This is a genomic window from Marinobacter sp. B-12 (assembly GCF_056857915.1).
Map to the genome: position 1 here is coordinate 37,210 of NZ_JBSXOB010000035.1, position 23,900 is coordinate 61,109.

The 23,900-nt window shown below is 58.3% G+C and carries 25 protein-coding genes; 13 read left to right on the plus strand and 12 right to left on the minus strand.

All coding sequences use genetic code 11. The features are described from left to right. The first annotated feature begins 61 nt into the window (after window positions 1–61). The 4 genes from AC13D2_RS04315 (at window position 62) to AC13D2_RS04330 (ending at window position 4,052) form a co-directional block, all read left to right on the plus strand. A complete protein-coding gene (locus AC13D2_RS04315) occupies window positions 62–952 on the plus strand; it encodes a DUF368 domain-containing protein (RefSeq protein ID WP_421912147.1) in 891 nt (296 codons plus the stop codon). Between the two features lie 365 nt (window positions 953–1,317). Then, window positions 1,318–2,073 (plus strand): peptidoglycan DD-metalloendopeptidase family protein, encoded by a 756-nt coding sequence (locus tag AC13D2_RS04320; protein ID WP_420390955.1) that lies wholly within the window; start codon window positions 1,318–1,320, stop codon window positions 2,071–2,073. Between the two features lie 214 nt (window positions 2,074–2,287). Further along, the gene (gene rpoS / locus AC13D2_RS04325; RefSeq protein ID WP_300495629.1) at window positions 2,288–3,289 is read left to right on the plus strand and encodes an RNA polymerase sigma factor RpoS; all 1,002 of its coding nucleotides are present in this window, start codon (window positions 2,288–2,290) and stop codon (window positions 3,287–3,289) included. Window positions 3,290–3,476: 187 nt separating this feature from the next. Beyond that, entirely contained in the window at window positions 3,477–4,052 is a 576-nt protein-coding gene (locus AC13D2_RS04330) for a chalcone isomerase family protein (RefSeq protein WP_300495631.1), read from the plus strand. A 40-nt stretch (window positions 4,053–4,092) separates the two neighbouring features. Here the strand turns inward: AC13D2_RS04330 and nth are convergent, their stop codons facing one another. The 8 genes from nth to metG are packed head-to-tail and all read right to left on the minus strand — an operon-like array spanning window position 4,093 to window position 12,322. Further along, complete coding sequence (gene nth, locus AC13D2_RS04335; RefSeq protein ID WP_300495633.1) at window positions 4,093–4,734, minus strand: endonuclease III; 642 nt, start codon at window positions 4,732–4,734, stop codon at window positions 4,093–4,095. Between the two features lie 39 nt (window positions 4,735–4,773). After that, complete coding sequence (locus AC13D2_RS04340) at window positions 4,774–5,484, minus strand: electron transport complex subunit E (RefSeq protein ID WP_300495635.1); 711 nt, start codon at window positions 5,482–5,484, stop codon at window positions 4,774–4,776. Window position 5,485: 1 nt separating this feature from the next. After that, window positions 5,486–6,187 carry an electron transport complex subunit RsxG gene (rsxG, locus tag AC13D2_RS04345; RefSeq protein WP_300495638.1) on the minus strand — a complete coding sequence of 234 codons (702 nt, stop codon included), beginning with the start codon at window positions 6,185–6,187 and terminating at the stop codon, window positions 5,486–5,488. A gap of 3 nt (window positions 6,188–6,190) precedes the next feature. Beyond that, window positions 6,191–7,243 (minus strand): electron transport complex subunit RsxD, encoded by a 1,053-nt coding sequence (gene rsxD, locus AC13D2_RS04350; RefSeq protein WP_482938253.1) that lies wholly within the window; start codon window positions 7,241–7,243, stop codon window positions 6,191–6,193. Between the two features lie 19 nt (window positions 7,244–7,262). Beyond that, window positions 7,263–9,101: an electron transport complex subunit RsxC gene (rsxC, locus tag AC13D2_RS04355; RefSeq protein ID WP_292049457.1), complete on the minus strand. Its 1,839-nt coding sequence runs from the start codon at window positions 9,099–9,101 to the stop codon at window positions 7,263–7,265. Next, on the minus strand, window positions 9,101–9,679 hold the full coding sequence (rsxB, locus tag AC13D2_RS04360) for an electron transport complex subunit RsxB (protein WP_292049455.1): 579 nt from the start codon (window positions 9,677–9,679) through the stop codon (window positions 9,101–9,103). The genes rsxC and rsxB overlap by 1 nt, the downstream gene beginning before the upstream one ends. Before the next feature lie 15 nt (window positions 9,680–9,694). Continuing rightward, entirely contained in the window at window positions 9,695–10,276 is a 582-nt protein-coding gene (rsxA, locus tag AC13D2_RS04365) for an electron transport complex subunit RsxA (protein WP_007155451.1), read from the minus strand. 12 nt (window positions 10,277–10,288) lie between these two features. After that, the gene (gene metG / locus AC13D2_RS04370; protein WP_482938254.1) at window positions 10,289–12,322 is read right to left on the minus strand and encodes a methionine--tRNA ligase; all 2,034 of its coding nucleotides are present in this window, start codon (window positions 12,320–12,322) and stop codon (window positions 10,289–10,291) included. Between the two features lie 180 nt (window positions 12,323–12,502). Between metG and apbC the strand changes: the two genes are divergently transcribed. The 4 genes from apbC to AC13D2_RS04390 all read left to right on the plus strand — a co-directional run bounded on the left by apbC (window position 12,503) and on the right by AC13D2_RS04390 (window position 16,404). Then, window positions 12,503–13,603 carry an iron-sulfur cluster carrier protein ApbC gene (apbC, locus tag AC13D2_RS04375; protein WP_421910592.1) on the plus strand — a complete coding sequence of 367 codons (1,101 nt, stop codon included), beginning with the start codon at window positions 12,503–12,505 and terminating at the stop codon, window positions 13,601–13,603. A 235-nt stretch (window positions 13,604–13,838) separates the two neighbouring features. Next, window positions 13,839–14,405: a dCTP deaminase gene (dcd, locus tag AC13D2_RS04380; RefSeq protein WP_007155426.1), complete on the plus strand. Its 567-nt coding sequence runs from the start codon at window positions 13,839–13,841 to the stop codon at window positions 14,403–14,405. A 55-nt stretch (window positions 14,406–14,460) separates the two neighbouring features. Then, the gene (locus tag AC13D2_RS04385) at window positions 14,461–15,063 is read left to right on the plus strand and encodes a YjaG family protein (RefSeq protein WP_482938255.1); all 603 of its coding nucleotides are present in this window, start codon (window positions 14,461–14,463) and stop codon (window positions 15,061–15,063) included. Between the two features lie 69 nt (window positions 15,064–15,132). Further along, window positions 15,133–16,404 carry a valine--pyruvate transaminase gene (locus AC13D2_RS04390; RefSeq protein ID WP_482938256.1) on the plus strand — a complete coding sequence of 424 codons (1,272 nt, stop codon included), beginning with the start codon at window positions 15,133–15,135 and terminating at the stop codon, window positions 16,402–16,404. A gap of 9 nt (window positions 16,405–16,413) precedes the next feature. Here AC13D2_RS04390 and AC13D2_RS04395 read toward each other — a convergent pair whose 3' ends face one another. The 3 genes from AC13D2_RS04395 to purM all read right to left on the minus strand — a co-directional run bounded on the left by AC13D2_RS04395 (window position 16,414) and on the right by purM (window position 18,990). Then, window positions 16,414–17,154 carry a DUF3108 domain-containing protein gene (locus AC13D2_RS04395; protein ID WP_300495655.1) on the minus strand — a complete coding sequence of 247 codons (741 nt, stop codon included), beginning with the start codon at window positions 17,152–17,154 and terminating at the stop codon, window positions 16,414–16,416. Window positions 17,155–17,248: 94 nt separating this feature from the next. After that, window positions 17,249–17,929 carry a phosphoribosylglycinamide formyltransferase gene (purN, locus tag AC13D2_RS04400; RefSeq protein ID WP_300495658.1) on the minus strand — a complete coding sequence of 227 codons (681 nt, stop codon included), beginning with the start codon at window positions 17,927–17,929 and terminating at the stop codon, window positions 17,249–17,251. Beyond that, window positions 17,926–18,990 (minus strand): phosphoribosylformylglycinamidine cyclo-ligase, encoded by a 1,065-nt coding sequence (gene purM, locus AC13D2_RS04405; protein ID WP_482938257.1) that lies wholly within the window; start codon window positions 18,988–18,990, stop codon window positions 17,926–17,928. The genes purN and purM overlap by 4 nt, the downstream gene beginning before the upstream one ends. Window positions 18,991–19,188: 198 nt before the next feature. On the opposite strand from purM, the gene AC13D2_RS04410 reads away from it, so the two are divergent. The 5 genes from AC13D2_RS04410 to AC13D2_RS04430 are packed head-to-tail and all read left to right on the plus strand — an operon-like array spanning window position 19,189 to window position 22,989. After that, window positions 19,189–20,514: a DUF2066 domain-containing protein gene (locus AC13D2_RS04410; protein WP_421910593.1), complete on the plus strand. Its 1,326-nt coding sequence runs from the start codon at window positions 19,189–19,191 to the stop codon at window positions 20,512–20,514. A 33-nt stretch (window positions 20,515–20,547) separates the two neighbouring features. Further along, window positions 20,548–21,105 carry a CDP-alcohol phosphatidyltransferase family protein gene (locus AC13D2_RS04415; RefSeq protein WP_300495667.1) on the plus strand — a complete coding sequence of 186 codons (558 nt, stop codon included), beginning with the start codon at window positions 20,548–20,550 and terminating at the stop codon, window positions 21,103–21,105. Beyond that, a complete protein-coding gene (hda, locus tag AC13D2_RS04420; protein ID WP_292049440.1) occupies window positions 21,084–21,800 on the plus strand; it encodes a DnaA regulatory inactivator Hda in 717 nt (238 codons plus the stop codon). The genes AC13D2_RS04415 and hda overlap by 22 nt, the downstream gene beginning before the upstream one ends. Before the next feature lie 38 nt (window positions 21,801–21,838). Beyond that, window positions 21,839–22,636 carry a ParA family protein gene (locus AC13D2_RS04425; RefSeq protein ID WP_040474789.1) on the plus strand — a complete coding sequence of 266 codons (798 nt, stop codon included), beginning with the start codon at window positions 21,839–21,841 and terminating at the stop codon, window positions 22,634–22,636. Between the two features lie 14 nt (window positions 22,637–22,650). After that, window positions 22,651–22,989 (plus strand): YqcC family protein, encoded by a 339-nt coding sequence (locus tag AC13D2_RS04430; protein ID WP_292049438.1) that lies wholly within the window; start codon window positions 22,651–22,653, stop codon window positions 22,987–22,989. 25 nt (window positions 22,990–23,014) lie between these two features. Here the strand turns inward: AC13D2_RS04430 and nadC are convergent, their stop codons facing one another. Further along, entirely contained in the window at window positions 23,015–23,863 is an 849-nt protein-coding gene (nadC, locus tag AC13D2_RS04435; protein WP_292049437.1) for a carboxylating nicotinate-nucleotide diphosphorylase, read from the minus strand. Between the last annotated feature and the right edge of the window lie 37 nt (window positions 23,864–23,900).

Below are 23,900 nucleotides of genomic sequence, written 5' to 3' on the forward strand. Positions count from 1 at the left end.
CTCTGAGTCTTCGGCCGACGTACCTCATTCCCATCATCCCTTTGCGGTATTCCTGAGGGGCATGGCCATGGGGGCGGCTGATATCGTACCCGGCGTCTCTGGTGGCACCATTGCATTCATAACCGGCATCTACTTCCGGTTGCTGGAAGCCATCAATGCCGTTCCACAAGCCTTCTTCCACCACCTGATCCGCGGGCAGGTGAGGCAATTCTGGGTGGCGTGTGATGGCACCTTCCTACTGTGCCTGCTGGCGGGGATCCTGGGCAGTATTGCCACCCTCGCGTCTGTAATCAGTCATGCTCTTGCCACCTATCCGATCCTGATCTGGAGCTTTTTCTTCGGCCTGATCGTCGCCTCGGTGTGGCACGTCGGCCGCCAGGTTCGCCGCTATACGCTGTCACTTCTGTTGCCATTTGTGGCGGGAACGTTCTTCGCCTGGTGGGTAACAACCTTGTCCGGCAGCCCGTTGTCGCCCTCAGTGCCGGTGTTCTTCGGTGCCGGGGCTCTGGCCATCTGCGCCATGATCCTGCCAGGAATCTCCGGCAGTTTTATCCTGGTGGTTCTGGGTATGTACGTCCCGGTGCTGGACGCCATACGTTCCCTGGATCTGGGCATCCTCGGGATTTTCGCTGTTGGTTGCCTGGTCGGTTTGCTGTCGGTTGCCCGGCTCATTACCTGGGCGTTCCATCGCTACCATGACCTTGTGCTGGCGTTGTTGATCGGCTTTATGGTGGGAGCGTTGAACAAGGTCTGGCCCTGGAAAGAGACACTAAGCTGGCGTACCAACAGTGCCGGCCAGCAGGTGCCCCTGAACGAAGCAAGCGTCAGCCCGATAAGCTATGCTGAGTTGACCGGTGACGAATCACAATTACTGCTGGCAATGACCTGTGCGTTGGCCGGTCTGTCGCTGGTTTTGCTGGTGGAATGGGTGGGTAGGAAAAAAACAGCCTGACCCCGCCCGTTAGCTTGGTTTTCTGCTCGCCGTTGTGACGGCGTTCACAGGCGTATCGAGACTAAGTGTTACTTTTTGATCCGTGAGGTTGTTTCGAGCAGTAACAAATGCAACAGATGGGTAACTTGGTTTCATGCCCAAAATGTGCAATAAATTAGCAAGTTACTCAAAACACTTTATAAATCGCTGAATTTTTTATACGAATTACTAATAACGGGCATATTTTTATTCTTTTGAGATTAGTGCGTGGGTCCATCATTGCTGCGACGGCAGTCTTCCCGCGGCTCCCCTCCGGTGCCCCTGCCTCTCCGTGTTCAAAAAAGCGGACGCGCCTCTACACCTTTCTGCTTATGCTTATTGGAGCCATGCTGCTGACTGGCTGCAACACGCAGGCAATCTACCGTGATGACCTTTACAACCCGCCTGTGTACTGGGGCCGCCACGTTGTCAAATCCGGGGAAACGCTCTACAGCATCGCCTGGCGTTATGGTCGTGACTACCGGGAACTGGGCAATGCCAATGGTATTAGCCCGCCATACCACATCAAGGCAGGGCAGGTTCTCAGGCTGGACCTTCGCGGAAATGTAACATCCACTGCGCAGACTGGCGGAAGTAACAAAGCGTCGGTCTCGCGACCACCAACCCGTGCCGCGTCGCGACAGCCTGCTCCCAAACCGGAGCCAAAACCGACGGTCTCTCGGCGGCCCGATAAGTCGTCACCATTAACGGGCCAGAGCCAGACAGTATCCAATGTCAACTGGCGCTGGCCCCACGTTGGCACCGTAATTGCAGGATATTCTACATCCGGGAAAGTCAATAAAGGTATTGATATTGCTGGAAAAGCAGGTGACTCTGTAAGGGCAGCGGCAAGTGGTAATGTCGTTTATGCCGGAAGTGGGTTGCTCGGTTATGGCAACTTGATCATAGTGAACCACAACGAGCACTATTTGAGTGCTTATGCTCACAACCGGAAGATTCTGGTGCAGGAAGGGGAGGATGTTAAAGCCGGACAGGTCATCGCTGAACTGGGAAACAGCGGCACGGACAGACCCAAGTTGCATTTTGAAATTCGGAAAAATGGCAACCCGGTCGACCCCGCCCACTACCTCCCGGCCCGATGAAACGGATTTGCAGGAAAGAGCCTGACGTCCGGCACCAAAATCAGAGACAACGAAAGACAATAGTCGAGACAAACAATAAAAAGACGGCGGTTCCGGCAACCGTCAACAGCTAGCAATAAATGTCCTGAACAAGAACGCGAAGAAAGCAGACGCTCGCAATAACAAAAAGACGTGGGCGAATTTCCAGGATCATTGAAAGGCGGGGCAAAGAGTTATGTCAGCAGAGCATGAAGAACTCATCATTGATCGTGTTTCAGATGTTGAAGACGCAGACGATCAGCTGTTAGCAGAAGACAAAGTAGAAGAAAAAGAATCGGCGGAAGTGGAAGCCGTTGAAACAGAAGAAGACATCCCGGCCCAGGGTCGATACTTCACCAGCCAGAAGCAACTGGACGCCACCCAGCTTTATCTCAACGAAATCGGTTTTTCTCCTCTCTTAACACCCGAAGAAGAAGTGTATTTTGCACGGCTCGCCCGCAAGGGAGAGGAGTCCGGTCGCAAACGTATGATCGAGAGCAATCTACGCCTGGTGGTAAAGATTGCACGGCGATACGTGAACCGTGGTCTGACACTGTTGGACCTGATTGAAGAGGGTAACCTTGGACTTATCCGCGCAGTAGAGAAGTTTGACCCCGAGCGGGGCTTCCGTTTCTCCACCTACGCCACCTGGTGGATCCGTCAGACCATTGAACGGGCCATCATGAACCAGACACGTACCATCCGCCTTCCCATCCACGTCGTTAAGGAGCTCAACCTCTACCTGCGTGCGGCACGGGAACTTACCCAGAAGCTGGACCACGAGCCGTCAGCGGAAGAAATCGCGCGGATGGTCGACAAGCCAGTTGCGGACGTTAAGCGGATGCTGGGCCTGAATGAGCGCGTTGCCTCCATGGACACGCCCATTGGTACCGGCGGTGAAAAGTCCCTTTTGGATACTGTTGCAGACGAAGGTGCCTCCGATCCCGCCGACCTGCTGCAGGACAACAATATGTGTTCCTGTGTCGAAAAGTGGATCGACCAGCTCAGTGACAAGCAGCAGGAAGTGCTGTCCCGCCGCTTTGGTTTGAGGGGTTACCCCATCAGCACGCTTGAGGAAGTGGGCCAGGAGATTGGTCTGACCCGTGAGCGGGTTCGGCAGATCCAGGTGGAGGCGCTCCGTCGCCTCCGTGAAATCCTGGAGAAGGAAGGTCTGTCTGGAACCATGTTGTTCAAGTAATTCGTTCTGTACCACCAAAAACCGGCCCGCTGTCTGCGGGCCGGTTTTTTTTGCGTTGCCAAATGAGAACCAGCCGGCGTAAGCGTTCGTTTGCTCCCTGTTAAACTTGAATGGCCGGAGGGGGATATGGGTGTCGAACTCCGGTGCAATCAGACATTCAATAATAACGATCAATAAGGAAAGGACGATGAAAAAGGCCCTATCAACAGGATTTGCATCACTGCTGCTGACAGTAGCCCTTACAACGCCAGCCGCCGCCCTGACGGTGGAAGGCGTCGATGTGCCGGATACCTACTCGGCGATGGATACCGAGCTCAAGCTCAATGGTGCGGGTACCCGTTCCAAGTGGTTCATGGACCTCTACATTGGCGGTCTGTATGTGCCCGAAACCATCGACGATGGCCAGGCCATTATCAACGCGGACGAGCCCCAGGCCATCACCCTGCACATCATTTCCGGGATGATCACCAGCGATAAAATGAAATCCGCCACAATGGAAGGGTTTGAGAATTCCACAGGCGGAGACCTGGCTGCGATCAAGGACGATGTGGATGCGTTCCTGGATGTGTTTTCAGAAGAGATCAAGGACGGTGACGTGTTTGATCTCGTTTACCTGCCGGGTGAAGGCGTGCGTGTGCTGAAGAACGGTGATCAGCGCGCGACTATTGGTGACCTGGAGTTCAAGAAGGCCCTGTTCGGCATCTGGCTGTCGGACGAGCCTGCCCAGGAAGACCTGAAAGAGAAGATGCTGGGCCAGCGGTAAGCGCCCGGCGGGCACCGGTTCCGGTTATCCGGAGCCGGTGTCAGTCCATGTAATCCCGTTTCTGCTTGAATTCGCACAGATCTTCGATGATACAGGCGCCGCATTTTGGCTTCCGGGCTGTACAGGTGTAGCGCCCGTGAAGGATCAGCCAGTGATGGGCGTCCAGCAGGAACTCCTTGGGCACCAGTCGCATCAGGCGCTTCTCCACTTCCAGCACGTTCTTGCCCGGCGCAATCCCTGTTCTGTTCGATACCCGGAAGATGTGGGTATCCACCGCCATGGCCGGTTGCCCGAACGCAGTGTTCAGAACCACATTGGCGGTCTTGCGGCCGACACCCGGAAGGGCTTCCAGGTCTTCCCGGTTGTCCGGAACTTCCCCGCCGTGCTTTTCAATCAGCGCGCGACAGGTCTTGATCACGTTCTCGGCCTTGCTGTTAAACAGCCCGATGGTCTTGATGTATTCCTTCAGGCCATCCACTCCCAGGGCGAGGATTTTTTCGGGTGTGTTGGCTACGGGATACAGTTTTGCGGTTGCCTTGTTCACGCCAACGTCCGTGGCCTGGGCCGAGAGGATCACCGCAATCAGCAGTTCGAACGGGTTGGTATAGTTCAACTCGGTTGTGGGTGTCGGGTTGGCTTCCCGCAAACGGGTAAAGATTTCCGTACGTTTTGCCTTGTTCATGGGCTATCCGCTGGCTGAGAAGAAATGTTCATTGAATGTTCAGGACACATGGCCTGTTACCCGCACTCGCTTGCTACCCGCCACGATGGGCTCCGCTGCTTTGCGACGGGCCTTGAGATGATTGTCGATGCCATTCTTCAGCGCGATGAGCAGCCCCAGCCCCACAAAGGCACCTGGCGGCAGAACCATGAAGAGCACGTCCGGGTACTGCTCCAACGGCCGGATTCCCCAGTCTGCCGCCACGGGGCCTAGCAGAAGGTCCATATCGGTGAACAGGGTGCCCTGGCCCACGAGCTCCCGCATGGCGCCGAGTGCAATCAGCACTACCAGAAAACCGATACCCATCATGACACCGTCCAGCAGGGCGGGTAGGGGCGGGTTTTTGGAGGCAAACGCGTCCGCACGGCCCAGAATGGCGCAGTTGGTCACGATCAATGGAATGAAAATGCCCAGGATCTGGTAGAGCTCATAGGTATAGGCCTGCATCAGCAGTTCAGCGCAGGTGACGAAAGAGGCGATGATCATCACGAAGGCAGGCAGGCGCACCGACTCGCTGACAAAGTTGCGGATCAGTGATACCGCCAGGTTCGAGCCCATCAGCACCATCAGCGTTGCCAGGCCCAGGCCGATGGCATTGACGACGGTACTGGTCACCGCCAGAAGGGGGCAAAGCCCCAGTACCTGAACCAGAGCAGGGTTGTTGGTCCAGAGCCCGTCACGGATGATCTCTGCGCTGGATTTGGTCGCCATGTTACGAGTGCTCCCGCTCTGGTGTCTGGCCAGCGATTTCCTCGGGCGTCAGCGGCGTGCTTCGGGGTGACGCGGGTTCATTGAGGATGTCGCGAATGTCACTGCGGTGCTCACGGAAATAGATGAGTGTTTTTTGCACTGCATTAACTACGGCTTTCGGGGTGATGGTCGCACCGGTGAACTGGTCAAACGCCCCGCCATTTTTCCTGACAGCCCAGCGTTCCGGTGCCGGGTTGCCAAGGGAGCGGCCGGTGAACGAGTGGATCCAGTCTGACTTCTTGGTTTCAATGCGGTCGCCCAGGCCGGGGGTTTCCCGGTGGCTGGTCACCCGAACTCCCAGCACCGTGCCCTTCATATTCAGACCCACCAATAGGTGAATGTTGCCAGAATAACCGTCAGGGGCCACTACCGGCATGATCAGACCGATGGGGCGGCCATTGCGACGTGCCACCCAGGCCGTGACGGGGTCGTTAGCGTTCATTCCGTTATCCGTCGGAAGCTGCACCGTGTCGGTCAGCAGATGATTGTCGTGCCGGTTTTCCGGAATGATCTCAAACAGCGCCTGCGCTTCCGCCCTGGCGGCCTGTTCCTGTATGCGCTCGGCCGTCATAACCTGGGTGATGGCGATGGTGCCGCCGGTAATGATGGCGAACAGGCCCAGGCCAATGGCGTTGCGACGGATCGACGTTGCTAGTGCTGCCATGGTTTACCCCTGACCCTTGCCGGGAATGCCGCGCCGGGGCTTGTGATGCCCGTAGGTACGGGGCGGCGTGTAGTGGTCGATAAACGGCACTGCGAAGTTCATCAGCAGAACGCTGAAGGCCACTGCATCCGGGTAGGCGCCCCAGGCGCGGATCAGGTAAATCAGAATACCAATACCCGCTCCGTAGATCAGCTTGCCCTGATGGCTGGACGCGGCGGACACCGGGTCCGTGGCAATAAAGAACGCGCCCAACATGGTGCCCCCGGCCAGCAGGTGCATGGACAGCGGCGCATACAGGTCCGCGTTGCTGCCAAAGGCAAGGCTCATAAGCGCGAGCCCCGCCAGCATGCTGACTGGAATGTGCCAGGTGATAATCTTCAAGCCGACAAGAACCAGACCACCTACCAGGAATGCAGCGTTGACCCATTCCCAGCCCCGGGCAACACCGTCGCCGAAAGTGGGGTGAGCAAGGACTTCCGCTGCGGTGTGGGTGGTAATTTTGTGCTTGTATTCATCCAGCGGCGTGGCCATGGTGAACGCGTCTACCGCCGTCTGTTGGCCGGAGGCGATCATGCCCAGGGTGTCGACAAAGCCCGGCGCGGATTCCCATAGGAGACCGGGCTGCGCCCAATTCGTGGTCATGGCCACGGGGAACGAGATCAGCACCAGGGCGTAACCCACCATGGCGGGATTAAAGGGGTTGGAGCCCAGACCACCATAGAGCTGTTTGGCCATGACGATGGCGGCGATGACCGCAATCGCGGATACCCACCAGGGCGCAAACTGCGGCAGGGAAAGACCGAGCAAAAGGCCGGTGACCGCAGCGGTGTTGTCTTTCAGGAAGAAAGCCACCGGGCGCTTGCGAAGCTTTAGGATGGCAGCCTCGGCGGCCAGTGCCACTGCGATGCACCATACCACGTTGATCAGATTGCCCCAGCCAAAGAACAGGGTCAGCGCCAGCAGGCCGGGCAAGGCCGCCAGTATCACCCACAGCATGACCTGTGATGTGGAGCGGGCGTTACGGGCGTGGGGCGAGGACTGTTGCGCAAGTGCCATTAGCGTTGGGGCCTGTTCATCATGAGTCTGTCGGTTGGGTATCGGTGGCCGCCACAGATAGCCGGGCCTCAGCCAGAGCCTCTTCCGCCCGTTTTACCCGGTCGTGGTTCTTGGTGACGGCTCTCTCGAGTTTTTCGACGTTGTCTGCGTTCTCAGCCCTGGCGTCCTCGAGCATGCTTTGCATGGTATTGAGCTTGGCGGTGGCCTGGGCGAGCTGCTTTTCCAGGGCGTCGATATCGGGCGTCGGTTCGCTGGAGGTGCTGGTCTCAGAGGCCCCGGCTTTTGTTTCGGCCTGCTGTTGGGCCTTGGCTTTTTTACGTGCCAAGGCTTCCTGCACCAGGGTGGCCTTGGCGGCACGGTCATCGGCTGGTTGGCCCTCTGCTTCCGCCTTTTCGGCCTCTGCCTGCTTCTTGGCCTGAGCCTCGGCGGCTGCTTTTGCCCGCTCCTTACGCCGCTGTTCTTTCTCCTGCTGTTCTCGTTCGAGCCTGGCCTGACGGGCTTCAAAGCGTTCACGGGCGCGGTCTGCCTTCAACTGTTCGGCCTGCTGCACCCGAATTTCGCCTTTCGCGGCACGATAGTACTGAACCAGCGGAATGGAGCTGGGGCAGACGTAAGAACAGGCACCACATTCGATGCAGTCGAACAGGTTCAGGTGCTCGGCTTTGTCGAGTTCTCCGGATTTGGAGTACCAGAACAGTTGCTGGGGCAGCAGCTCCATGGGGCAGGCTTCGGCACACATGCTGCAGCGAATACAGGGCTGTTCCGGAGCGGGGTCCGGTAATTCCGTGGCCGTGGCGGCAATCACGCAGTTGGTGGTTTTGACCACCGGTACGGCCGGAGTTTCCAGGGTGTAGCCCATCATTGGCCCACCCAGAACAAGGCGGTGGAGCTTGTTCTGGGTGGGCCCGGCCTGTGCGAGCAGATAGTCGATAGGTGTGCCGATCAAGACCTCGAAATTACCGGGATCGGTGACGGCATCACCAGTGACCGTTGTCACGCGGGAAATCAATGGCTCTCCCCGGTGAATAGCGGCAGATACGGCGATGGCTGTGCCCACGTTCTGGCACATCACTCCAATATCCGCCGGAATCCCGCCACTGGGCACTTCCATGCCTGTCAGGATCTGTATCAGCTGCTTTTCGCCACCAGAGGGATATTTGGTAGGGATTACTGCGATCTCTGTCTGGGTGCCCTCTGCGGCTTTCCTGAGCGCTGAGATGGCCTCGGGTTTGTTGTCCTCGATGCCGATTACAACCCGTTCCGGGCGTAGTACCCACGCCATAATCCGCAACCCGGCAATGATCTCGCCCGCGTTCTCCCGCATCGACATATCGTCGGCAGTGATGTAAGGCTCGCACTCCGCGCCGTTCAGGATCAGCGTGTTCACCTTGCGGTCCCGGGGCGGGCGTAGCTTGATGTTTGTTGGGAAGCCGGCGCCTCCCATGCCCGAAATGCCGGCGTCGCGAATTCGTTCGAGCACCGTTTCCCGGTCCAGATCTCGGTAGTTCGTTACCGGGTTGAGAGGCGCCCACTCATCTTTTCCGTCGGGCTTGAGTGTAATACACCAGTCGCTCATTCCGGAGGGGTGGGGAACGGGCTGAAGGCTGACGGATTCAATAGTACCGGAGGTCGGCGCGTGAACGGGTACGCCCATGCCGCCGGTCACGTCGGCAACTTTCTGGCCTTTGAGAACTCGATCGTCGACTGCAACACAGGCTTCAGCTGGTTCGCCTATGTGCTGCTGCAGCGGCAATACCAGAACCTCCGGCAGGCCGGCGTCAGTGATAGGGCGTGATGTGGACAGGTGTTTGTTTTCGGCAGGATGGATGCCGCCGGAAAAGTCCCAGAGCTGTGTCATCAGGCGTTGGCCCCCTGACGATCGGTGGCAATCACACCGGACGTAGGCGGAGTCCAGGTCCAGGAGCGAATGTCGGGTTCTATCGTAATCATGTCGATACAGTCCACGGGGCAGGGCTCCACACACAGATCACAGCCGGTGCATTCGCTCTCGATCACCGTATGCATGTGTTTTGCGGCGCCGAGGATGGCGTCCACCGGGCAGGCCTGGATACACTTGGTGCAGCCGATACACTCGTCCTCGCGAATCACTGCAACACGCTTGGCCTGCTCCACCCCGTGTTCCGCGTCCAGCGGTTGTGGCTCCACGTCCAGCAGGTCTGCCAGTGCCTTGATGGTGGTTTCACCGCCCGGAGGGCACTTGTTGATGGCATCGCCGTTGGCAATGGATTCCGCGTACGGACGACAGCCGGGAAAACCACATTGGCCGCACTGGGTTTGGGGAAGCATGGAGTCGATCTGGTCCACCAGCGGGTTGCCTTCCACCCGAAAGCGCTCTGCAGCGAAGCCCAGCAGGCCGCCGAACACAACCGCCAGCGCGAGCAGAACCACTACGGCAATCAGTATGCTCGTCCACATAATACAAACGCTCCGTCAGACGCTGACCAAACCAGTAAAGCCCAGGAAAGCCAGAGACATCAACCCGGCGGTGACCATGCCAATGGCAGCGCCCCGGAAGGCAACCGGAACATCGGCCACGGCGATGCGTTCACGCATGGCAGCAAACAGCACCAGCACCAGCGAAAAGCCGGCGGCGGCTCCGAATCCGTACAGGACAGATTCCACGAAGTTATTGTTCTTGTTGAGGTTAAGCAAGGCAACACCCAGAACCGCGCAGTTGGTGGTAATCAGCGGCAGGAAAATGCCCAATACCCGATAGAGCAGGGGGCTGGTCTTGCGTACCACCATCTCAGTGAACTGCACGACAACGGCGATGACCAGGATGAACGTGATGGTTTTCAGGAACGCCAGATCCAGGGGCTCCAGCAGGTAGGTATACGCCAGGTAGCTGCACACCGAGGCCAGGGTCAGCACAAACGTGGTGGCCAATGACATGCCCATGGCGGTTTCCAGCTTCCCGGATACACCCATGAACGGGCACAGTCCAAGAAACTGAACCAGCACAAAATTGTTCACCAGTATGGTGCTGACCAGGATCAGCAGATACTCAGTCATCAGAGCGCGCCATTACATAATCCGCATGCCGGGCGTGGAGCCCGAATCCGGTGACAGGATGAAAATATCTTTTCCGCCGGGGCCGGCCGCCAGCACCATGCCCTCTGACATCCCGAATTTCATCTTTCGGGGCTTGAGGTTGGCCACCATCACCGTCAGGCGTCCTTCGAGGTCCTCAGGTTTGTACGCCGATTTGATGCCGGCAAAGACGTTGCGCTCGCCCTCTCCAACGTCAAGGGTGAGGCGAAGCAGCTTGTCGGCGCCGTCCACGTGCTCGGCTTTGACAATCTTGACGACCCGAAGATCCACCTTCGCGAAATCTCCGAATTCTATTTCATCGGCAATCGGCTCGTGATTGGCTTCCGGGGCCTTCTGTCCTGTCGCCGCGGGCATTTCTTCCTTGGACGCGTCCAGCATTTTCTCGATCTGGGCCATGTCCACTCGGTTCATCAGCGGCTTGAATTTGTTGATGCCGTGATTCTCAAGCCGCTGCTCGCGCTTGTTCCAGTCCAGCGGCGCATTCAGGAAGGCCTCGGACGCCTTGGCGGTTTCCGGCAGAACCGGTGCCAGGTACGTCATCAGCAGGTGGAACATGTTGATGGCATTGGTGCAGATGGCCTGCAGGTTGTCGTCCTGGCCGTCCTGCTTGGCAATGACCCAGGGCTGCTCGTCATTCACGTATTGGTTGGCGATGTCCGCCAGTTCCATGATACGACGCATGGCGCGGCCGAACTCCCGGGCCTCGAAAAAGTCCGCAATCTCATCACCGGCCTCGATAAACTCTTTCAGCTTTTCATGTTCGGTAACGGTACCGAGCTGGCCGTCAAAGCGCTTGGTGATGAACCCGGCGCTGCGACTGGCAATGTTGACCACCTTGCCCACCAGATCCGAGTTCACCCGCGCGGCGAAGTCTTCCAGGTTCAGGTCCATGTCGTCGACGCTGCCGGTGAGTTTGGCGGCGAAGTAGTAGCGCAGGTATTCCGGATTCAGGTGGTCCAGATAGGTACGGGCCATGATGAACGTGCCCCGGGACTTGGACATCTTCTTGCCATTCACCGTCACGAAACCGTGGGCCCAGACGGCACTGGGCGTGCGGAACCCGGCGCTGTGCAGCATGGACGGCCAGAACAGGGCGTGGAAATTGATAATGTCCTTGCCGATAAAGTGGTACACCTCGGCGGTGGAGTCCGCCTTCCAGAAATGCTCGAAATCAATGCCTTCCCGGTTGCACAGGTTCTTGAAACTGGCTAGGTAACCGATGGGCGCGTCGAGCCAGACGTAGAAGTACTTGCCGGGTGCATCCGGAATCTCGAATCCGAAATAGGGGGCATCGCGGCTGATGTCCCATTCCTGCAGACCCGCATCCAGCCACTCGGCCAGCTTATTGGCCACCTGGGGCTGTAGCGTACCGCTGCGGGTCCAGTTCGCGAGGAAGTCTGCAAATTCCGGCAGGCGGAAGAAGTAGTGCTCGGATTCCTTGTCCACCGGCGTGGCGCCGGAAACCGCCGAGCGGGGATTGATCAGCTCGGCTGGGGTATAGGTGGCGCCGCAGGCTTCGCAGTTGTCGCCGTACTGGTCCTCGGTCTTGCACTTGGGGCAGGTGCCTTTGATGAACCGGTCCGCCAGGAACATGTTCTTTTCAGGATCGAACGCCTGGGTAATCTTGCGGGTGGCTATGTGGCCGTTTTCCTGCAACTGGCGATAAATGTACTCCGAGAACTGGCGGTTCTCCTCGGAGTGGGTGGTGTAATAGTTGTCGAAGCGGATGTGAAAACCACCGAAATCCTGCTGGTGCTCGTCCTGGATACGATCAATCAGGTTTTCGGAAGAGATGCCTTCCCGCTCGGCACGGAGCATAATAGCAGTACCGTGAGCATCGTCCGCGCAAACGTAGTAGCAGTTCTGGCCACGCATTTTCTGATAGCGCACCCAGATATCCGTCTGAATGTATTCCAGCAGATGGCCCAGGTGGATGGGGCCATTGGCGTACGGCAGGGCGCTGGTTACCAGAATATCGCGCTGTTGCTTTGAACTCGCTTGCGTCATGTTGTGGTCCGAACCTTCATTCGTCAGGAGTTGGGTGTTCGCGTTTACCGGCCTTGCTCCGGGTAAAGAACCCTTATGGCCAGAAACGGGCACAAATGATACCTTCCGAGCAGATAATTTTCACCCGAAACACCTGTTTCCGCGCTAATAAATGCGCGTGACGTTAGACCGGAGATTCCGATGGCACAGATTTCACAGCAGGCACTGGAAACCGCCGTACAACAGTATCGCGACCCCTACCTGGGCAAGGACCTGTACGAATTGGGTGCGGTGAAATCCCTGACCGCGGACGACAGCGGCAAGGTCACCGTGATGGTCGAATTGCCATACCCGTCAAAAGGCATCGCCGGCGCCCTGAAAGAGCTGCTCACCAACGCCCTCGACGACGTCGATGGCGTTGAAAGCGTGGATGTCCATGTGGGCCAGAAAATTCACTCCCACAAGGTCCAGAAGGACATCCAGTCCGTGCCCGGTGTGAAAAATATCATTGCCGTCGCGTCCGGCAAGGGCGGCGTAGGCAAATCCACCACCGCTGTCAACCTGGCGCTCGCGTTGCACGCCGAGGGCGCCCGCGTGGGCATCCTCGACGCCGACATCTACGGCCCCAGCATCGGCATGATGCTGGGCGTCCCGGAAGGCAAGCGCCCCGACACCAAGGAAAACAAATACTTCGTTCCCATGGAGGCTCACGGTTTGCAGGCCAACTCCATGGCCTTCGTCGTCACCGACAAAACCCCCATGGTCTGGCGCGGCCCCATGGTCAGCGGCGCCGTCATGCAGTTGTTGCAACAGACCCTGTGGAACGAACTGGACTACCTCATCCTGGACATGCCCCCGGGCACCGGCGACATTCAGCTCACCATCGCCCAGAAAGTCCCGGTAAACGGCGCCGTCATCGTAACCACGCCTCAGGACATCGCACTGCTGGACGGCAAGAAAGGCATCGAAATGTTCCGCAAGGTGGACATATCCGTGCTGGGCGTGGTGGAAAACATGAGCGTCCACATCTGCAGCAACTGCGGCCACGAAGAACCCCTCTTCGGCCACGGCGGCGGCGAACGCATCGCCGAGGAGTACGGCACCACGCTGCTTGGCCAGCTCCCGCTGCACATGACCATCCGCGAACAGACTGACAGCGGCACCCCGTCTGTGGTGGCGGAACCCGATTCGGAAGTGGCAAGGCGCTACAAGGATATCGCCCGCCGGGTTGGCGCGGAGCTGTCTACAAGGGAGCGAAACCTAACCGGTTCAATCTCCAGTGTTTCCGTAACCGAACACTAGGCGAATACCGCTAAGGTTCGATCGCGACAGCGGAGAGGACGGGTTTGAAACTGTGAAAAACATGGATGTTTTTCTCAAGCCTACATGGACGTATTAACGGCGTGTTTCAAACCCGTCCTCTTCGCTGTCGCAGCCACCAAGCTGGAAGGTGGAATTCACGGGGCCAAAGCTTCGACAGTCATTAATTGAACAGGTAAACTACCGCCTCTTTTTTTATGGATACGAGACGTCACCCATGAGCATCAAATCCGACCATTGGATCCGCCGGATGTCCCGGGATCACGGCATGATCGAACCCTTCGAATACGATCAGGTCCGCGAAACCGAAAAAGGCCGCGTAATCTCCTACGGCACATCCAGCTACGGCTACGATGTCCGTTGCAGCAACGAATTCAAAATCTTCACCAACGTCCACTCAGCCACCGTGGACCCGAAGAACTTCGACGACAACAGCTTCGTCAACTACACCGGCGACGTCTGCATCATACCGCCCAACTCCTTCGCCCTGGCACGCACCGTGGAATACTTCCGTATCCCCCGCAGCGTGCTGACCATCTGCCTGGGCAAATCCACCTACGCGCGGTGTGGCATCATCGTCAACGTCACACCACTGGAACCTGAATGGGAAGGTCAGGTCACATTGGAATTTTCCAACACCACCAACCTGCCGGCCAAAATCTACGCCAACGAAGGCGTCGCCCAGATGCTGTTCTTCGAGTCCGATGAAATCTGCGACACCAGCTACAAAGACCGGGGCGGAAAGTACCTGGGGCAGACAGGCGTGACCCTGCCGCGAACATGAGTGGCAGTGCCGCAGGGGCGATTCCGGGAAGTGACATCGTCAGGAGAGAGCCACAGTGAACGCCAATCAGTTTCTGAAAGCGGTCTCACAACTGCAGGGCTGGCGGGAATTCACCTTCCTGATGGCCCTTGCTGAGCGCTCCTTCCCCAATTACGCCCTGTTTGCGGACGCCGTTGGGCTGAAAACCGGTGCAAAAATGCGCCAGTTGCTCGATCTAGGCTGGGATATGCTGCAAAAGGACGCTTCCGAAGCGGCCATTCCCCAGCTATTGGCGAAACTCGAATCGCTATCGCCAGATGTGAACGCCTATGACGCTTACGGAGTCTATCCGGCGTTTGATTTCTGCCAGTTGCTGGAGCAAGCGTTGCTGAACCGACTCAATCCGGGTAAGCACCGTGCAACCGACGCCTCCCAGATGGCCACCGCGACCGTCATGAACTTTGTTGAGCTTTCCGAAGGTGAAGATCTGGCAGAAGATGATGAGCTGGTCAGGCTGCTGGATCAGCACCCGCTGATGAAAGAAGACAAGGTATTCCAGCGCGATCTGGTCCTGGCCCTCAAACGCCAGCGCACGCCCACCAGCCAGTTTGTTGAACGTATCCACGGCGATGCCGCCAACGACGGTGTGAGCAACCTGGGCATCTCGCTGAGCGATTGACCGGCAGCGCTGCCGGCTCTGGCCTACACTTGGGTGACAATCCGTTTTAATCCGGTACAGAAAAGCATCATGAAACTCTCTTCCTTTGGTCGGAAATTTACCGCGGATGCGGGCATTACCTCCCTGATGGATGACCTTGGCAACGCCCTGGCGTCCGGCGACGACATGATCATGATGGGCGGCGGGAATCCCGGCCATATTCCCGAGATCCAGGCTCGGGTCCAGCAGATACTGGCCGACATGGCCCAAAGCGATGGTGATACGCGCAGGTTGGTTGGCATTTATGACCCGCCCCAGGGTGAGAAGCAGTTCATTGCCTCGTTGGCTGACCTTCTGAACCGGGAGTACGACTGGGGATTGAAACCGGAAAATATTGCCCTGACCAATGGCAGTCAGGCTGCGTTTTTCATGCTGTTCAATATGTTTGGTGGTGACTATGGCGATGGAGTGCACAAGCATGTCCTGTTGCCACTGGCGCCAGAGTACATAGGCTATGCCGATGCCGGTATTGAACCCGGGTTGTTCCACGCCGTGCAGCCGGATATCTCATTCACCGACGCCCATGAGTTCAAATACCGGGTGGATTTCGATGCGGTTGAGGTAACGGCTGAAACTGGCGCCATCTGCGTTTCCCGGCCCACGAACCCCACCGGAAATGTGGTCACCGACGAAGAGCTGGCCCGGCTGGAAGCGATGGCCCGCCAGCACGACATCCCGCTGATTGTGGATGGAGCCTACGGTACGCCATTTCCAAATTTGCTGTTTGTGGATGCGACACCCCACTGGAACGACCAGGTGATCCTGTGTCTGAGCCTGTCCAAGTTCGGCCTGCCGGCCGTTCGAACGGGCATCGTTATTGCGGCGGAGCCGGTGATCAAGGCCTTGTCGGGCGTCAATGCCATCATGAACCTGGCCACTGGTAGCTTTGGCGCCATGCTGGCGGAGCCTCTGGTGCGCTCAGGAGAGATCCTGTCGCTCAGCCGGGACGTGGTCTGCCCGTTCTACAAGGCGAAAATGGAGCGGGCGGTGGCGGTGTTCCGGGATGCCATGGGCGAGGACAGTTGTCGCTGGTATGTCCATAAACCGGAAGGCGCCATGTTTCTCTGGCTCTGGTTTCCGGGGCTGCCGATCAGCAGTCTGGAGTTGTATCAGCGGCTCAAGGCGCGGGGCGTGCTGGTGGTGTCAGGGCACTACTTCTTCCCCGGCTTGCCGGAAGACGGCTGGAAACACCGCCACGAATGCCTGCGAGTGACCTATTCACAGGACGATGAGCGCGTGGCGGAGGGGCTGCGAATCATTGCGGATGAGGTGAAGGCTGTCTGGGCGACGACCAACCCGTAACCCATCGCTCTAGCGGCCCACTTTGGCGTTGCTGATGGTCAGCTCGTACTCGCTGCCGTCAGGTTCCACCTGGAGGAAACGGATCAGCAGATAGTCACGCTCTGGCGCGAACCACATCAGTGACTGACGCTTGCTGTCGCTGTCGCGGACTTTCTCGGCCTTGAGTGTGCGGATGTCGTCGCCGTTGATGCGCACGGTCTCCTCGTCAACCACGGAGAACCTGTCGGTGTCGTAGTCGCCCTTGTCGATGACGCGGTATTCCATCTCACGCTTGCCGGCCTTGATGTCCTGGCTCAGTTGCAGTTGGTAGCCCATGGGGTCCATGGCGCCGTCCTCCAGCGTCATCGAAAACTTATCGCCTTCGTGATGCCCGCTGACCACTTTATTTTCCCAGTCAAAATCGATCGCTTCCTCGCGGTCTCTGATCAGCAGGCCGGACAGCTTATAGCGATAGCGCAGGGGAACCACTTGATTATCTTCCCAGCGAAAGATCAGTGATTCGTCGATATCGGCGACAAAGGAATTCACGTCCGTTCGGAAACGCCAGGTGCCATCGTCCCGTTGCTCGAGGCTGCGGCGGGCATCGCCATTGAGAGAGATGCCCTTGTCCAGGGACGCATTGTAGCTGAGCTTCATTGGCTGGAGGGCTACGTCCTCCTGCGCATCGGAGGCGCTTGCGAGTGTGGCACCAAAAAGCAGGGCCCCGGCCAACAGGGCGGGCAAGGCTGTGGGGCTGAGTTTCAGGGGCATGTGACTCCTCCGGTTGCAATGGCAGATGGGGCTTTGCCTGGTTACTGGACAGTCTAGCGCGCCTGGTTGCTCCCGGAGATGACGATAAGTTTACTCAGGTCGTGGCAGCTGTGTTCTCGTCCGGAAGCACCAGAGGTCGGTTCAGTGGCTGACCGTCGAATACCACGTAGTCGCTGCCCAGTTGAATGCGCCCCTCACAGAACCAGCGCACGACGATTGGGTAAAGCACGTGTTCTTTCTCCTGGACTTTCTCGGCCAGGGATTCCGGGGTGTCGTCAGAAGAGATGCTCACTTCCGCCTGCGCAATCACCGGCCCGCCATCCAGTTCTTCGGTGACAAAATGAATGGAGACACCGTGGGTTGTTTCGCCAGCGTCCAGCGCACGCTGATGGGTGTTCAGCCCGGTGTACTTGGGCAGCAGGGAAGGGTGCACGTTCAGCATGGTGCCACGCAGTGCCCGTACGAAATCCGTGGTCAGGATGCGCATGAAGCCTGCCAGAACGATCAGGTCCGGGTTGTGGCGGCGGATTTCCGCCATGAGAGCGCCGTCGAATTCCTCGCGGGAGCCATAATGAGTATGATCCACGGTGAAGGTGTCGATATTGGCTTGAGCTGCCCTCTCAAGCGCGAAGGCGCCAGGGCGGTTGCATCCTACCGCAACGATCTGGCCGGGAAAGTCCCGCTCCCGGCTGGCGTCAATCAGGGCCTGGAGGTTGGTTCCGCTGCCGGAAGCCAGGACCAGGATGCGAGGGGCGGTTACGGAATCTGCCTTCATGCCGACAACAGCCCTGGCGCATAACGTACCGAGGCAGAGGCCGTGGCGTCGTCAGAGGCCTCAATGATGCCGATCTGCCAGACTTTTTCACCCAGAGCGTTCAGCGTATCGAGGGCCAGTTCGCGCTGGTTGGCCGGGATGCATACAACCATACCAACGCCGCAGTTGAATGTTCGGTACATTTCTTCGCTGGCAACGCCGCCGGCATCTCTCAGCCATTGGAAAACCGGGGGCAGTTGCCAGCTGTCCGTATCGATGGCCGCAACTATGCCATCAGGCAGAACCCTGGGAATGTTCTCCGGAAGGCCTCCGCCGGTAATGTGGGAGAGCGCACGAACGTCCACTTCGCGGGCGAGCTGGAGCAGGTTTTTCACGTAAATGCGGGTGGGCGCCATCAGGGCATCCGCGAGGGTAACGTCGGCAACCGTCTGGTTCAGGTCAGCGTTGCTGACTTCCAGAATCTTGCGGATCAGGGAGTAACCATTGGAATGCGGGCCAGAAGAACCCAGGGCGAGCAGAACGTCGCCAGCCTGCACGTGGCTGCCATCAATGATCTCGCTGCGCTCCGCCACACCCACACAGAAACCGGCCAGATCGTAGTCGTCCCCTTCGTACATGCCCGGCATTTCTGCAGTCTCGCCGCCCACCAGGGAGCAGCCGGCCTGTTCACAGCCAGCGCCAATGCCGTCGACAACCTCGGCGGCAACGTCAACATTCAGCTTGCCGGTAGCGTAATAGTCCAGGAAGAACAGGGGTTCTGCACCGCCCACCACCAGGTCGTTGACGCACATGGCCACAAGGTCAATGCCAATGGTGTCGTGCTTCTGGAGCTGCATGGCAAGTCGAAGCTTGGTGCCGACGCCATCGGTGCCTGACACCAGCACAGGCTCATTGTAGCCAGGGGGAATAGCCACCATGGCGCCAAAGCCACCGAGGCCGCCAAGGACTTCCGGGCGACGTGTGCGCGCCGCGGTGTTCTTGATGCGGTCGACGAGTTCGTTACCAGCATCGATATCAACGCCGGCATCACGATAGGTGAGGGAGGGCTTCTGTTCGCTCATGGTGTGCTTAACCGTTTGGACAGTGGGACAGGCGGCGGATTTTAACAGGTGCGGAACGGTGCTCCAAATGCAATTGCCCCGTTTGTCACCCTCAAGGCAGTGTGGCACCGGATTGACTTTCTGCAATCCCGGTTAGCTACTCACACCAGGGGGCTTGGTGTATCCTATGCGCCATTAAGACGAATCGCAGGGTGTTTCATGCCAGACTCAGGAAAAATCTCGATGCAGGCAGCGCGGATAATCCGTCAGTCACTCCGGTTGTTTGGCGTTCTGGCGCTGATGGCCACGCCAGCGGCAGCTGTTACCGTCACCGGCCTCTACTCGGTGGAAGTGCCCGTCGAGGGTTCCCAGCCGCAGGAACTTGAGCAGGGCTATGCGGACGGCCTTAGCCGCGTGTTTGTACGTGTTTCGGGCACCCGCGACGTGTTGCGTAGCGACGGTGTTGCGGAGCTCCTGGCGAACGCCGAATCGCTGCTTCAGTCCTACCAGTTCTTACGCTCGGATACGGGAAATCACAGACTACGGATGAGTTTCGGCGCGGTCGGTGTCAACCGTGCGCTGGCGTCTGCGGATGCGCCGGTGTGGGGCGCGAACCGGCCGCTGACCCTGGCCTGGATCGCGGTCGAAGAGGGTGGACGCCGCACTCTGGTCCACCAGGGAAGCGACAGCACCGGGACGGGCGCCGATGAGCAATGGCGTCGTGTCTTTCAGGACGCGGCGGTCGACCGCGGTTTGCCGGTGGGTCTTCCCCCAGCAAGGTACCGGGACGACCGTGAACTGTTATCGGACATATGGGGCCAGTTTACGTCCAGTGTCCGCAGGTCGTCTGAAGATATGGAGCATGACCTGATGTCATTGGTACGGGTCAGCCGTTCCGGATCACAGTGGCGCGCCGGATGGGTATTTGACGGTATGGGGCTGGATAGTACAGAGCAATCGGTGACCGCTGACACTCCGCAAGCTCTGGCCGCTGCCGTTGTCGGGCGCTGGGCGGAAATGTTCGCAGATCGTTATGCGGTTGCGGGCAGTGATGTCGGTGAGTCTCCACAGGTGGACATCGTTGTGCACGGAGTCAGCAATCTGAAGGACTACGCCCGAGTGAATGGGGTTCTCAAGAACCTGTCCCCCGTGGTTGATGCAGGTGCGACAAGAGCGAGGAAGGAACAACTGACACTCAGGGTCGCATTCTCAGGGGAGATGGAGCAGTTGAAGCAGTACATTGCCCTGGATCCGCGGTTGGTTCCTCTTTCTGAGGCTGAGATCTCCCGCATGCCCACCGGTGACGAGAAACAGTCCGGCGGTCAGTCTCAGGCGCAACCGGTACAGCGGGCGCCACAAGGAGGCATCGCACTGGCTGAACAGAGCACTGAAAGCGCTGCGGCCTCCGCGAATCCACTGTTCGTCTACCAACCGCTGTTGGCAAATAATGAGGAAGAATCAGAACAGGCGTTCGAGTCACTCTACCAGGTGCTTCATTACCGCTGGCAGCCTGCCTCCATCGTCGAGTCGGAAGACGGGGAATAATATCGCGGTGTTCGGTATTTGGGGAGTCACGTCATGACGCACCGCTGGCGCTGGATTCCAAATGCGCTGACGTTTCTGCGCATTTTACTGATTGCTCCTTTTGCTGCAGCCCTGATGGCCAAGGAATATCGTTTCGCCCTGGTGATATTTTTTCTGGCATCCGCAACGGATGCCTTTGACGGGTTCCTGGCTCGTCATTACAACTGGCGAACCCGGCTTGGCGCCATTGCCGACCCATTAGCGGACAAAGCACTGCTGATCACCGCGTATCTGATGCTGGTTCTGACTGGCGTACTTCCAGCCTGGCTGTTCTGGTTGGTGCTGGGCCGGGATCTTCTGATCGTCTGTGGTGGGCTGGCGTTTCATTATGGTGTCGGTCGCTTTGAGATGCAGCCAAGCCTGCCCGGGAAACTCAACACCCTGATTCAGATTCTGGTCGCCCTCGCGATCATCATTCTACTGGCGGAGTTGCCGATGCAGCCGTGGGTTATGGACGTTGGCATTCTGCTGGTGGCGGCGTCAGCCATTTTCAGTGGTGCGCACTATATCGGCGTATGGAGTCTGAGAGCATGGAGGGCAAAAAGGCAGTGAGTGCGTCACAGCTGGTGTTGGGGGTAAAGCTTCGGGATGACGCCCGTTTTGACAATTTTCATGGTAGCCGGAATGCTGATGCCGCGGCGAGGCTTAAGTCCGCCTGTGAACAGGCCGTCGCTGTGCCCGTCATCGCCGTCTGCGGAGACGCTGATACTGGCAAAAGCCACCTGTTGCAGGCGGCCTGTCATCTGGCGGAGCAGAACCAACAGAGCGCGGTTTGTGTCAGCATGGAGGAGCTGTTGCCCCTGGGGCCTGACTCGCTCTCAGGGCTTGAGGGTCAGTCCGTCATCTGCCTGGACGACCTGGATCTCATTGCGGGCCAGGAAAACTGGGAAGAGGCCATCTTCCATCTGTACAATCGGGTGAATGACCATGGCCATCTGATGGTCGTCAGCCTGTCAGAGCTGCCGGCGTCGCTGCCGTTCGGGTTGCAGGACCTGGTGTCCCGGTTGAGTCATGGTCTGACCATTCAGTTGGGTATTCATCGCGACGATGATCGCCTGAGGATACTGATGGCGAGGGCGGAACAGCGTGGCCTTGTCCTCAGTGACGATGTAGCTGTGTTCATACTCAGGCGAGCACCCCGGAAACTGGCTGATCTACTGGCGATTCTGGATCGCCTGGATGAAAACTCATTACGCGCCCAGCGGCGGCTGACGATCCCGTTCGTCAAGTCGGTGTTGGGCTGGTAGGGCGTTATATTCGCAGGGAAACTGTCAGAGGAAGCAGCATGAGACGAGTAGTGTTTAACCAGAAAGGTGGCGTCGGCAAGTCCAGTATCACCTGTAACCTGGCCGCGATCAGCGCCGCCCGGGGCAAACGAACACTGGTTGTCGATCTTGATCCCCAGGGTAATTCCACCCACTACCTGCTGGGCAAGCCTGCGGGCGAGCTTAAGGATACCATCGCCGACTACCTTGAGCAGACGGTGGCGTTTACCGTGTTCAATCGGCGCGCTGACGAATTTGTCCACGCCTCTCCCTTCGACAACCTGTTTGTTATGCCCTCCAGCCCGGAACTGGATTTTCTGGAGCGCAAACTGGAAGCCAAGCACAAGATTTACAAGCTGAGGGAAGCGCTGAAGAAACTTGGAGAGTCGTTTGACGAAATCTACATAGATACGGCGCCGGCACTCAATTTCTACACCCGGTCGGCACTGATTGCGGCGCAGCGCTGCCTGATCCCTTTCGATTGCGATGATTTTTCCCGTCAGGCCCTCTACAGCATTCTTCACGAGATCCAGGAGCTGCAGGAAGACCACAACGAAGACCTCGTGGTCGAAGGTATTGTCGCGAACCAGTTCCAGCCCCGCGCCAGTCTGCCAAAGAAGCTGGTGCGCGAGCTGATGGATGAGGGTCTGCCGGTATTACCGGTGAGGTTGTCCAGTTCGGTGAAGATGAAGGAGTCGCACCAGAGCCGGCAACCGTTGATTCATATGGCACCAAAACACCCGCTTACACGGCAATATGAAGACCTCTACCGAGTGCTTCACGGCGAGACCGTTGAACTGGAACCCCTGGCAGATTGAGAGTGAGCGTAACTATGGCGAATTCGTCCGACCATACCACCCGTGTTGCGGACAGCCTGCTTCAGATAGAGATTGAGTTGCGTCGAATCGATGCATGGGAGAGTGAGCCGCCATCGCCAGAGGCGCTGCAGAGCGCCCAGCCATTTGCCGTGGACACGCTGGAGTTTACCCAGTGGTTGCAGTTCGTCTTTGTCAGCCGGATGAAGGAGTTAATTGAGGGCGGTCACCCCCTGCCTCAGGTGTCAGGTATGGCACCGATGGCAGAGGAGCACTTTCGGGGCAGGGAAGAGTCCGGGACTGGCCTGATTAGCGAGCTGGAAGAAATGGACCGTCTGCTGTCCGGTCGGCCCTAGGCGCACAAACGGGGCTCTGACCGAATCAGTCGTGGGAGTCGAGGCGCATGGACAGGTCCACCGCCCGGACATCCTTGGTCAATGCACCGATAGAAATATAGTCAACACCGGTCTCGGCAATGGGTACCAGCGTTTCGCTGTTGATGCCGCCGGACGCTTCCAGCTTTGCGGCGCCAGCCGTGTGGATAACCGCCTGACGCATGTCCGCCAGTGAGAACTCATCCAGCATAATGATATCCGCGCCTGCGACCAGGGCCTGATCCAGTTCGTCCAGGTTTTCGGTTTCCACTTCCACCGGTCGGCCAGGGGCAATGCGGCGGGCCTCGCTGACTGCATTGGCAATAGAGCCACAGGCGGCAATGTGGTTTTCCTTGATCAGGAAGGCATCCCACAGACCAATGCGATGGTTATGGCAGCCACCACAGGTAACCGCGTATTTCTGCGCCAGCCGCAGGCCCGGCAGGGTCTTGCGGGTATCCAGTAGTTGGACACCAGTATGGGCGACACGGCGGGCATGGCCAGCACACGTGGTGGCAACGCCGGACAGCAACTGCAGCCAGTTCAGGGCTGAGCGCTCGGCGGTGAGCAGGCTGCGGGCTGGGCCTTCCATGGAAAACAGCGACTGCCCAGGGCTTGCCTCGTCTCCGTCCTGCACCTGCCAGTTCAGGGTGACCTCAGGATCTACCTGCCTGAACACCTCCTCAACCCATGCGCGCCCAGCAATGGTTGCGGCATCACGGGTAATGACATGTCCGCGACTGATGCGCGCCTGCGGAATCAGCATGGCAGTAATGTCGCCATCTCCAATGTCTTCACGCAGGCTTTGTGCAACAGTTTCGATGCGGGACTGACGAAGCAGTTCGGCTGGGATCATGGCAGAGGTTCCGGTCGTTCAGTGGCGGTTTTGAGGC

What these genes read in the sequence shown, in the direction of transcription:
- AC13D2_RS04315 (WP_421912147.1), top strand. Translation starts at nt 62, where the DNA reads ATGGCCATGGGGGCGGCTGATATCGTACCCGGCGTCTCTGGTGGCACC.
- AC13D2_RS04320 (WP_420390955.1), top strand. Translation starts at nt 1,318, where the DNA reads ATGCTGCTGACTGGCTGCAACACGCAGGCAATCTACCGTGATGACCTT.
- rpoS (WP_300495629.1), top strand. Translation starts at nt 2,288, where the DNA reads ATGTCAGCAGAGCATGAAGAACTCATCATTGATCGTGTTTCAGATGTT.
- AC13D2_RS04330 (WP_300495631.1), top strand. Translation starts at nt 3,477, where the DNA reads ATGAAAAAGGCCCTATCAACAGGATTTGCATCACTGCTGCTGACAGTA.
- nth (WP_300495633.1), bottom strand. Translation starts at nt 4,734, where the DNA reads ATGAACAAGGCAAAACGTACGGAAATCTTTACCCGTTTGCGGGAAGCC.
- AC13D2_RS04340 (WP_300495635.1), bottom strand. Translation starts at nt 5,484, where the DNA reads ATGGCGACCAAATCCAGCGCAGAGATCATCCGTGACGGGCTCTGGACC.
- rsxG (WP_300495638.1), bottom strand. Translation starts at nt 6,187, where the DNA reads ATGGCAGCACTAGCAACGTCGATCCGTCGCAACGCCATTGGCCTGGGC.
- rsxD (WP_482938253.1), bottom strand. Translation starts at nt 7,243, where the DNA reads ATGGCACTTGCGCAACAGTCCTCGCCCCACGCCCGTAACGCCCGCTCC.
- rsxC (WP_292049457.1), bottom strand. Translation starts at nt 9,101, where the DNA reads ATGACACAGCTCTGGGACTTTTCCGGCGGCATCCATCCTGCCGAAAAC.
- rsxB (WP_292049455.1), bottom strand. Translation starts at nt 9,679, where the DNA reads ATGTGGACGAGCATACTGATTGCCGTAGTGGTTCTGCTCGCGCTGGCG.
- rsxA (WP_007155451.1), bottom strand. Translation starts at nt 10,276, where the DNA reads ATGACTGAGTATCTGCTGATCCTGGTCAGCACCATACTGGTGAACAAT.
- metG (WP_482938254.1), bottom strand. Translation starts at nt 12,322, where the DNA reads ATGACGCAAGCGAGTTCAAAGCAACAGCGCGATATTCTGGTAACCAGC.
- apbC (WP_421910592.1), top strand. Translation starts at nt 12,503, where the DNA reads ATGGCACAGATTTCACAGCAGGCACTGGAAACCGCCGTACAACAGTAT.
- dcd (WP_007155426.1), top strand. Translation starts at nt 13,839, where the DNA reads ATGAGCATCAAATCCGACCATTGGATCCGCCGGATGTCCCGGGATCAC.
- AC13D2_RS04390 (WP_482938256.1), top strand. Translation starts at nt 15,133, where the DNA reads ATGAAACTCTCTTCCTTTGGTCGGAAATTTACCGCGGATGCGGGCATT.
- AC13D2_RS04395 (WP_300495655.1), bottom strand. Translation starts at nt 17,154, where the DNA reads ATGCCCCTGAAACTCAGCCCCACAGCCTTGCCCGCCCTGTTGGCCGGG.
- purN (WP_300495658.1), bottom strand. Translation starts at nt 17,929, where the DNA reads ATGAAGGCAGATTCCGTAACCGCCCCTCGCATCCTGGTCCTGGCTTCC.
- purM (WP_482938257.1), bottom strand. Translation starts at nt 18,990, where the DNA reads ATGAGCGAACAGAAGCCCTCCCTCACCTATCGTGATGCCGGCGTTGAT.
- AC13D2_RS04410 (WP_421910593.1), top strand. Translation starts at nt 19,189, where the DNA reads ATGCCAGACTCAGGAAAAATCTCGATGCAGGCAGCGCGGATAATCCGT.
- AC13D2_RS04415 (WP_300495667.1), top strand. Translation starts at nt 20,548, where the DNA reads ATGACGCACCGCTGGCGCTGGATTCCAAATGCGCTGACGTTTCTGCGC.
- hda (WP_292049440.1), top strand. Translation starts at nt 21,084, where the DNA reads ATGGAGGGCAAAAAGGCAGTGAGTGCGTCACAGCTGGTGTTGGGGGTA.
- AC13D2_RS04425 (WP_040474789.1), top strand. Translation starts at nt 21,839, where the DNA reads ATGAGACGAGTAGTGTTTAACCAGAAAGGTGGCGTCGGCAAGTCCAGT.
- AC13D2_RS04430 (WP_292049438.1), top strand. Translation starts at nt 22,651, where the DNA reads ATGGCGAATTCGTCCGACCATACCACCCGTGTTGCGGACAGCCTGCTT.
- nadC (WP_292049437.1), bottom strand. Translation starts at nt 23,863, where the DNA reads ATGATCCCAGCCGAACTGCTTCGTCAGTCCCGCATCGAAACTGTTGCA.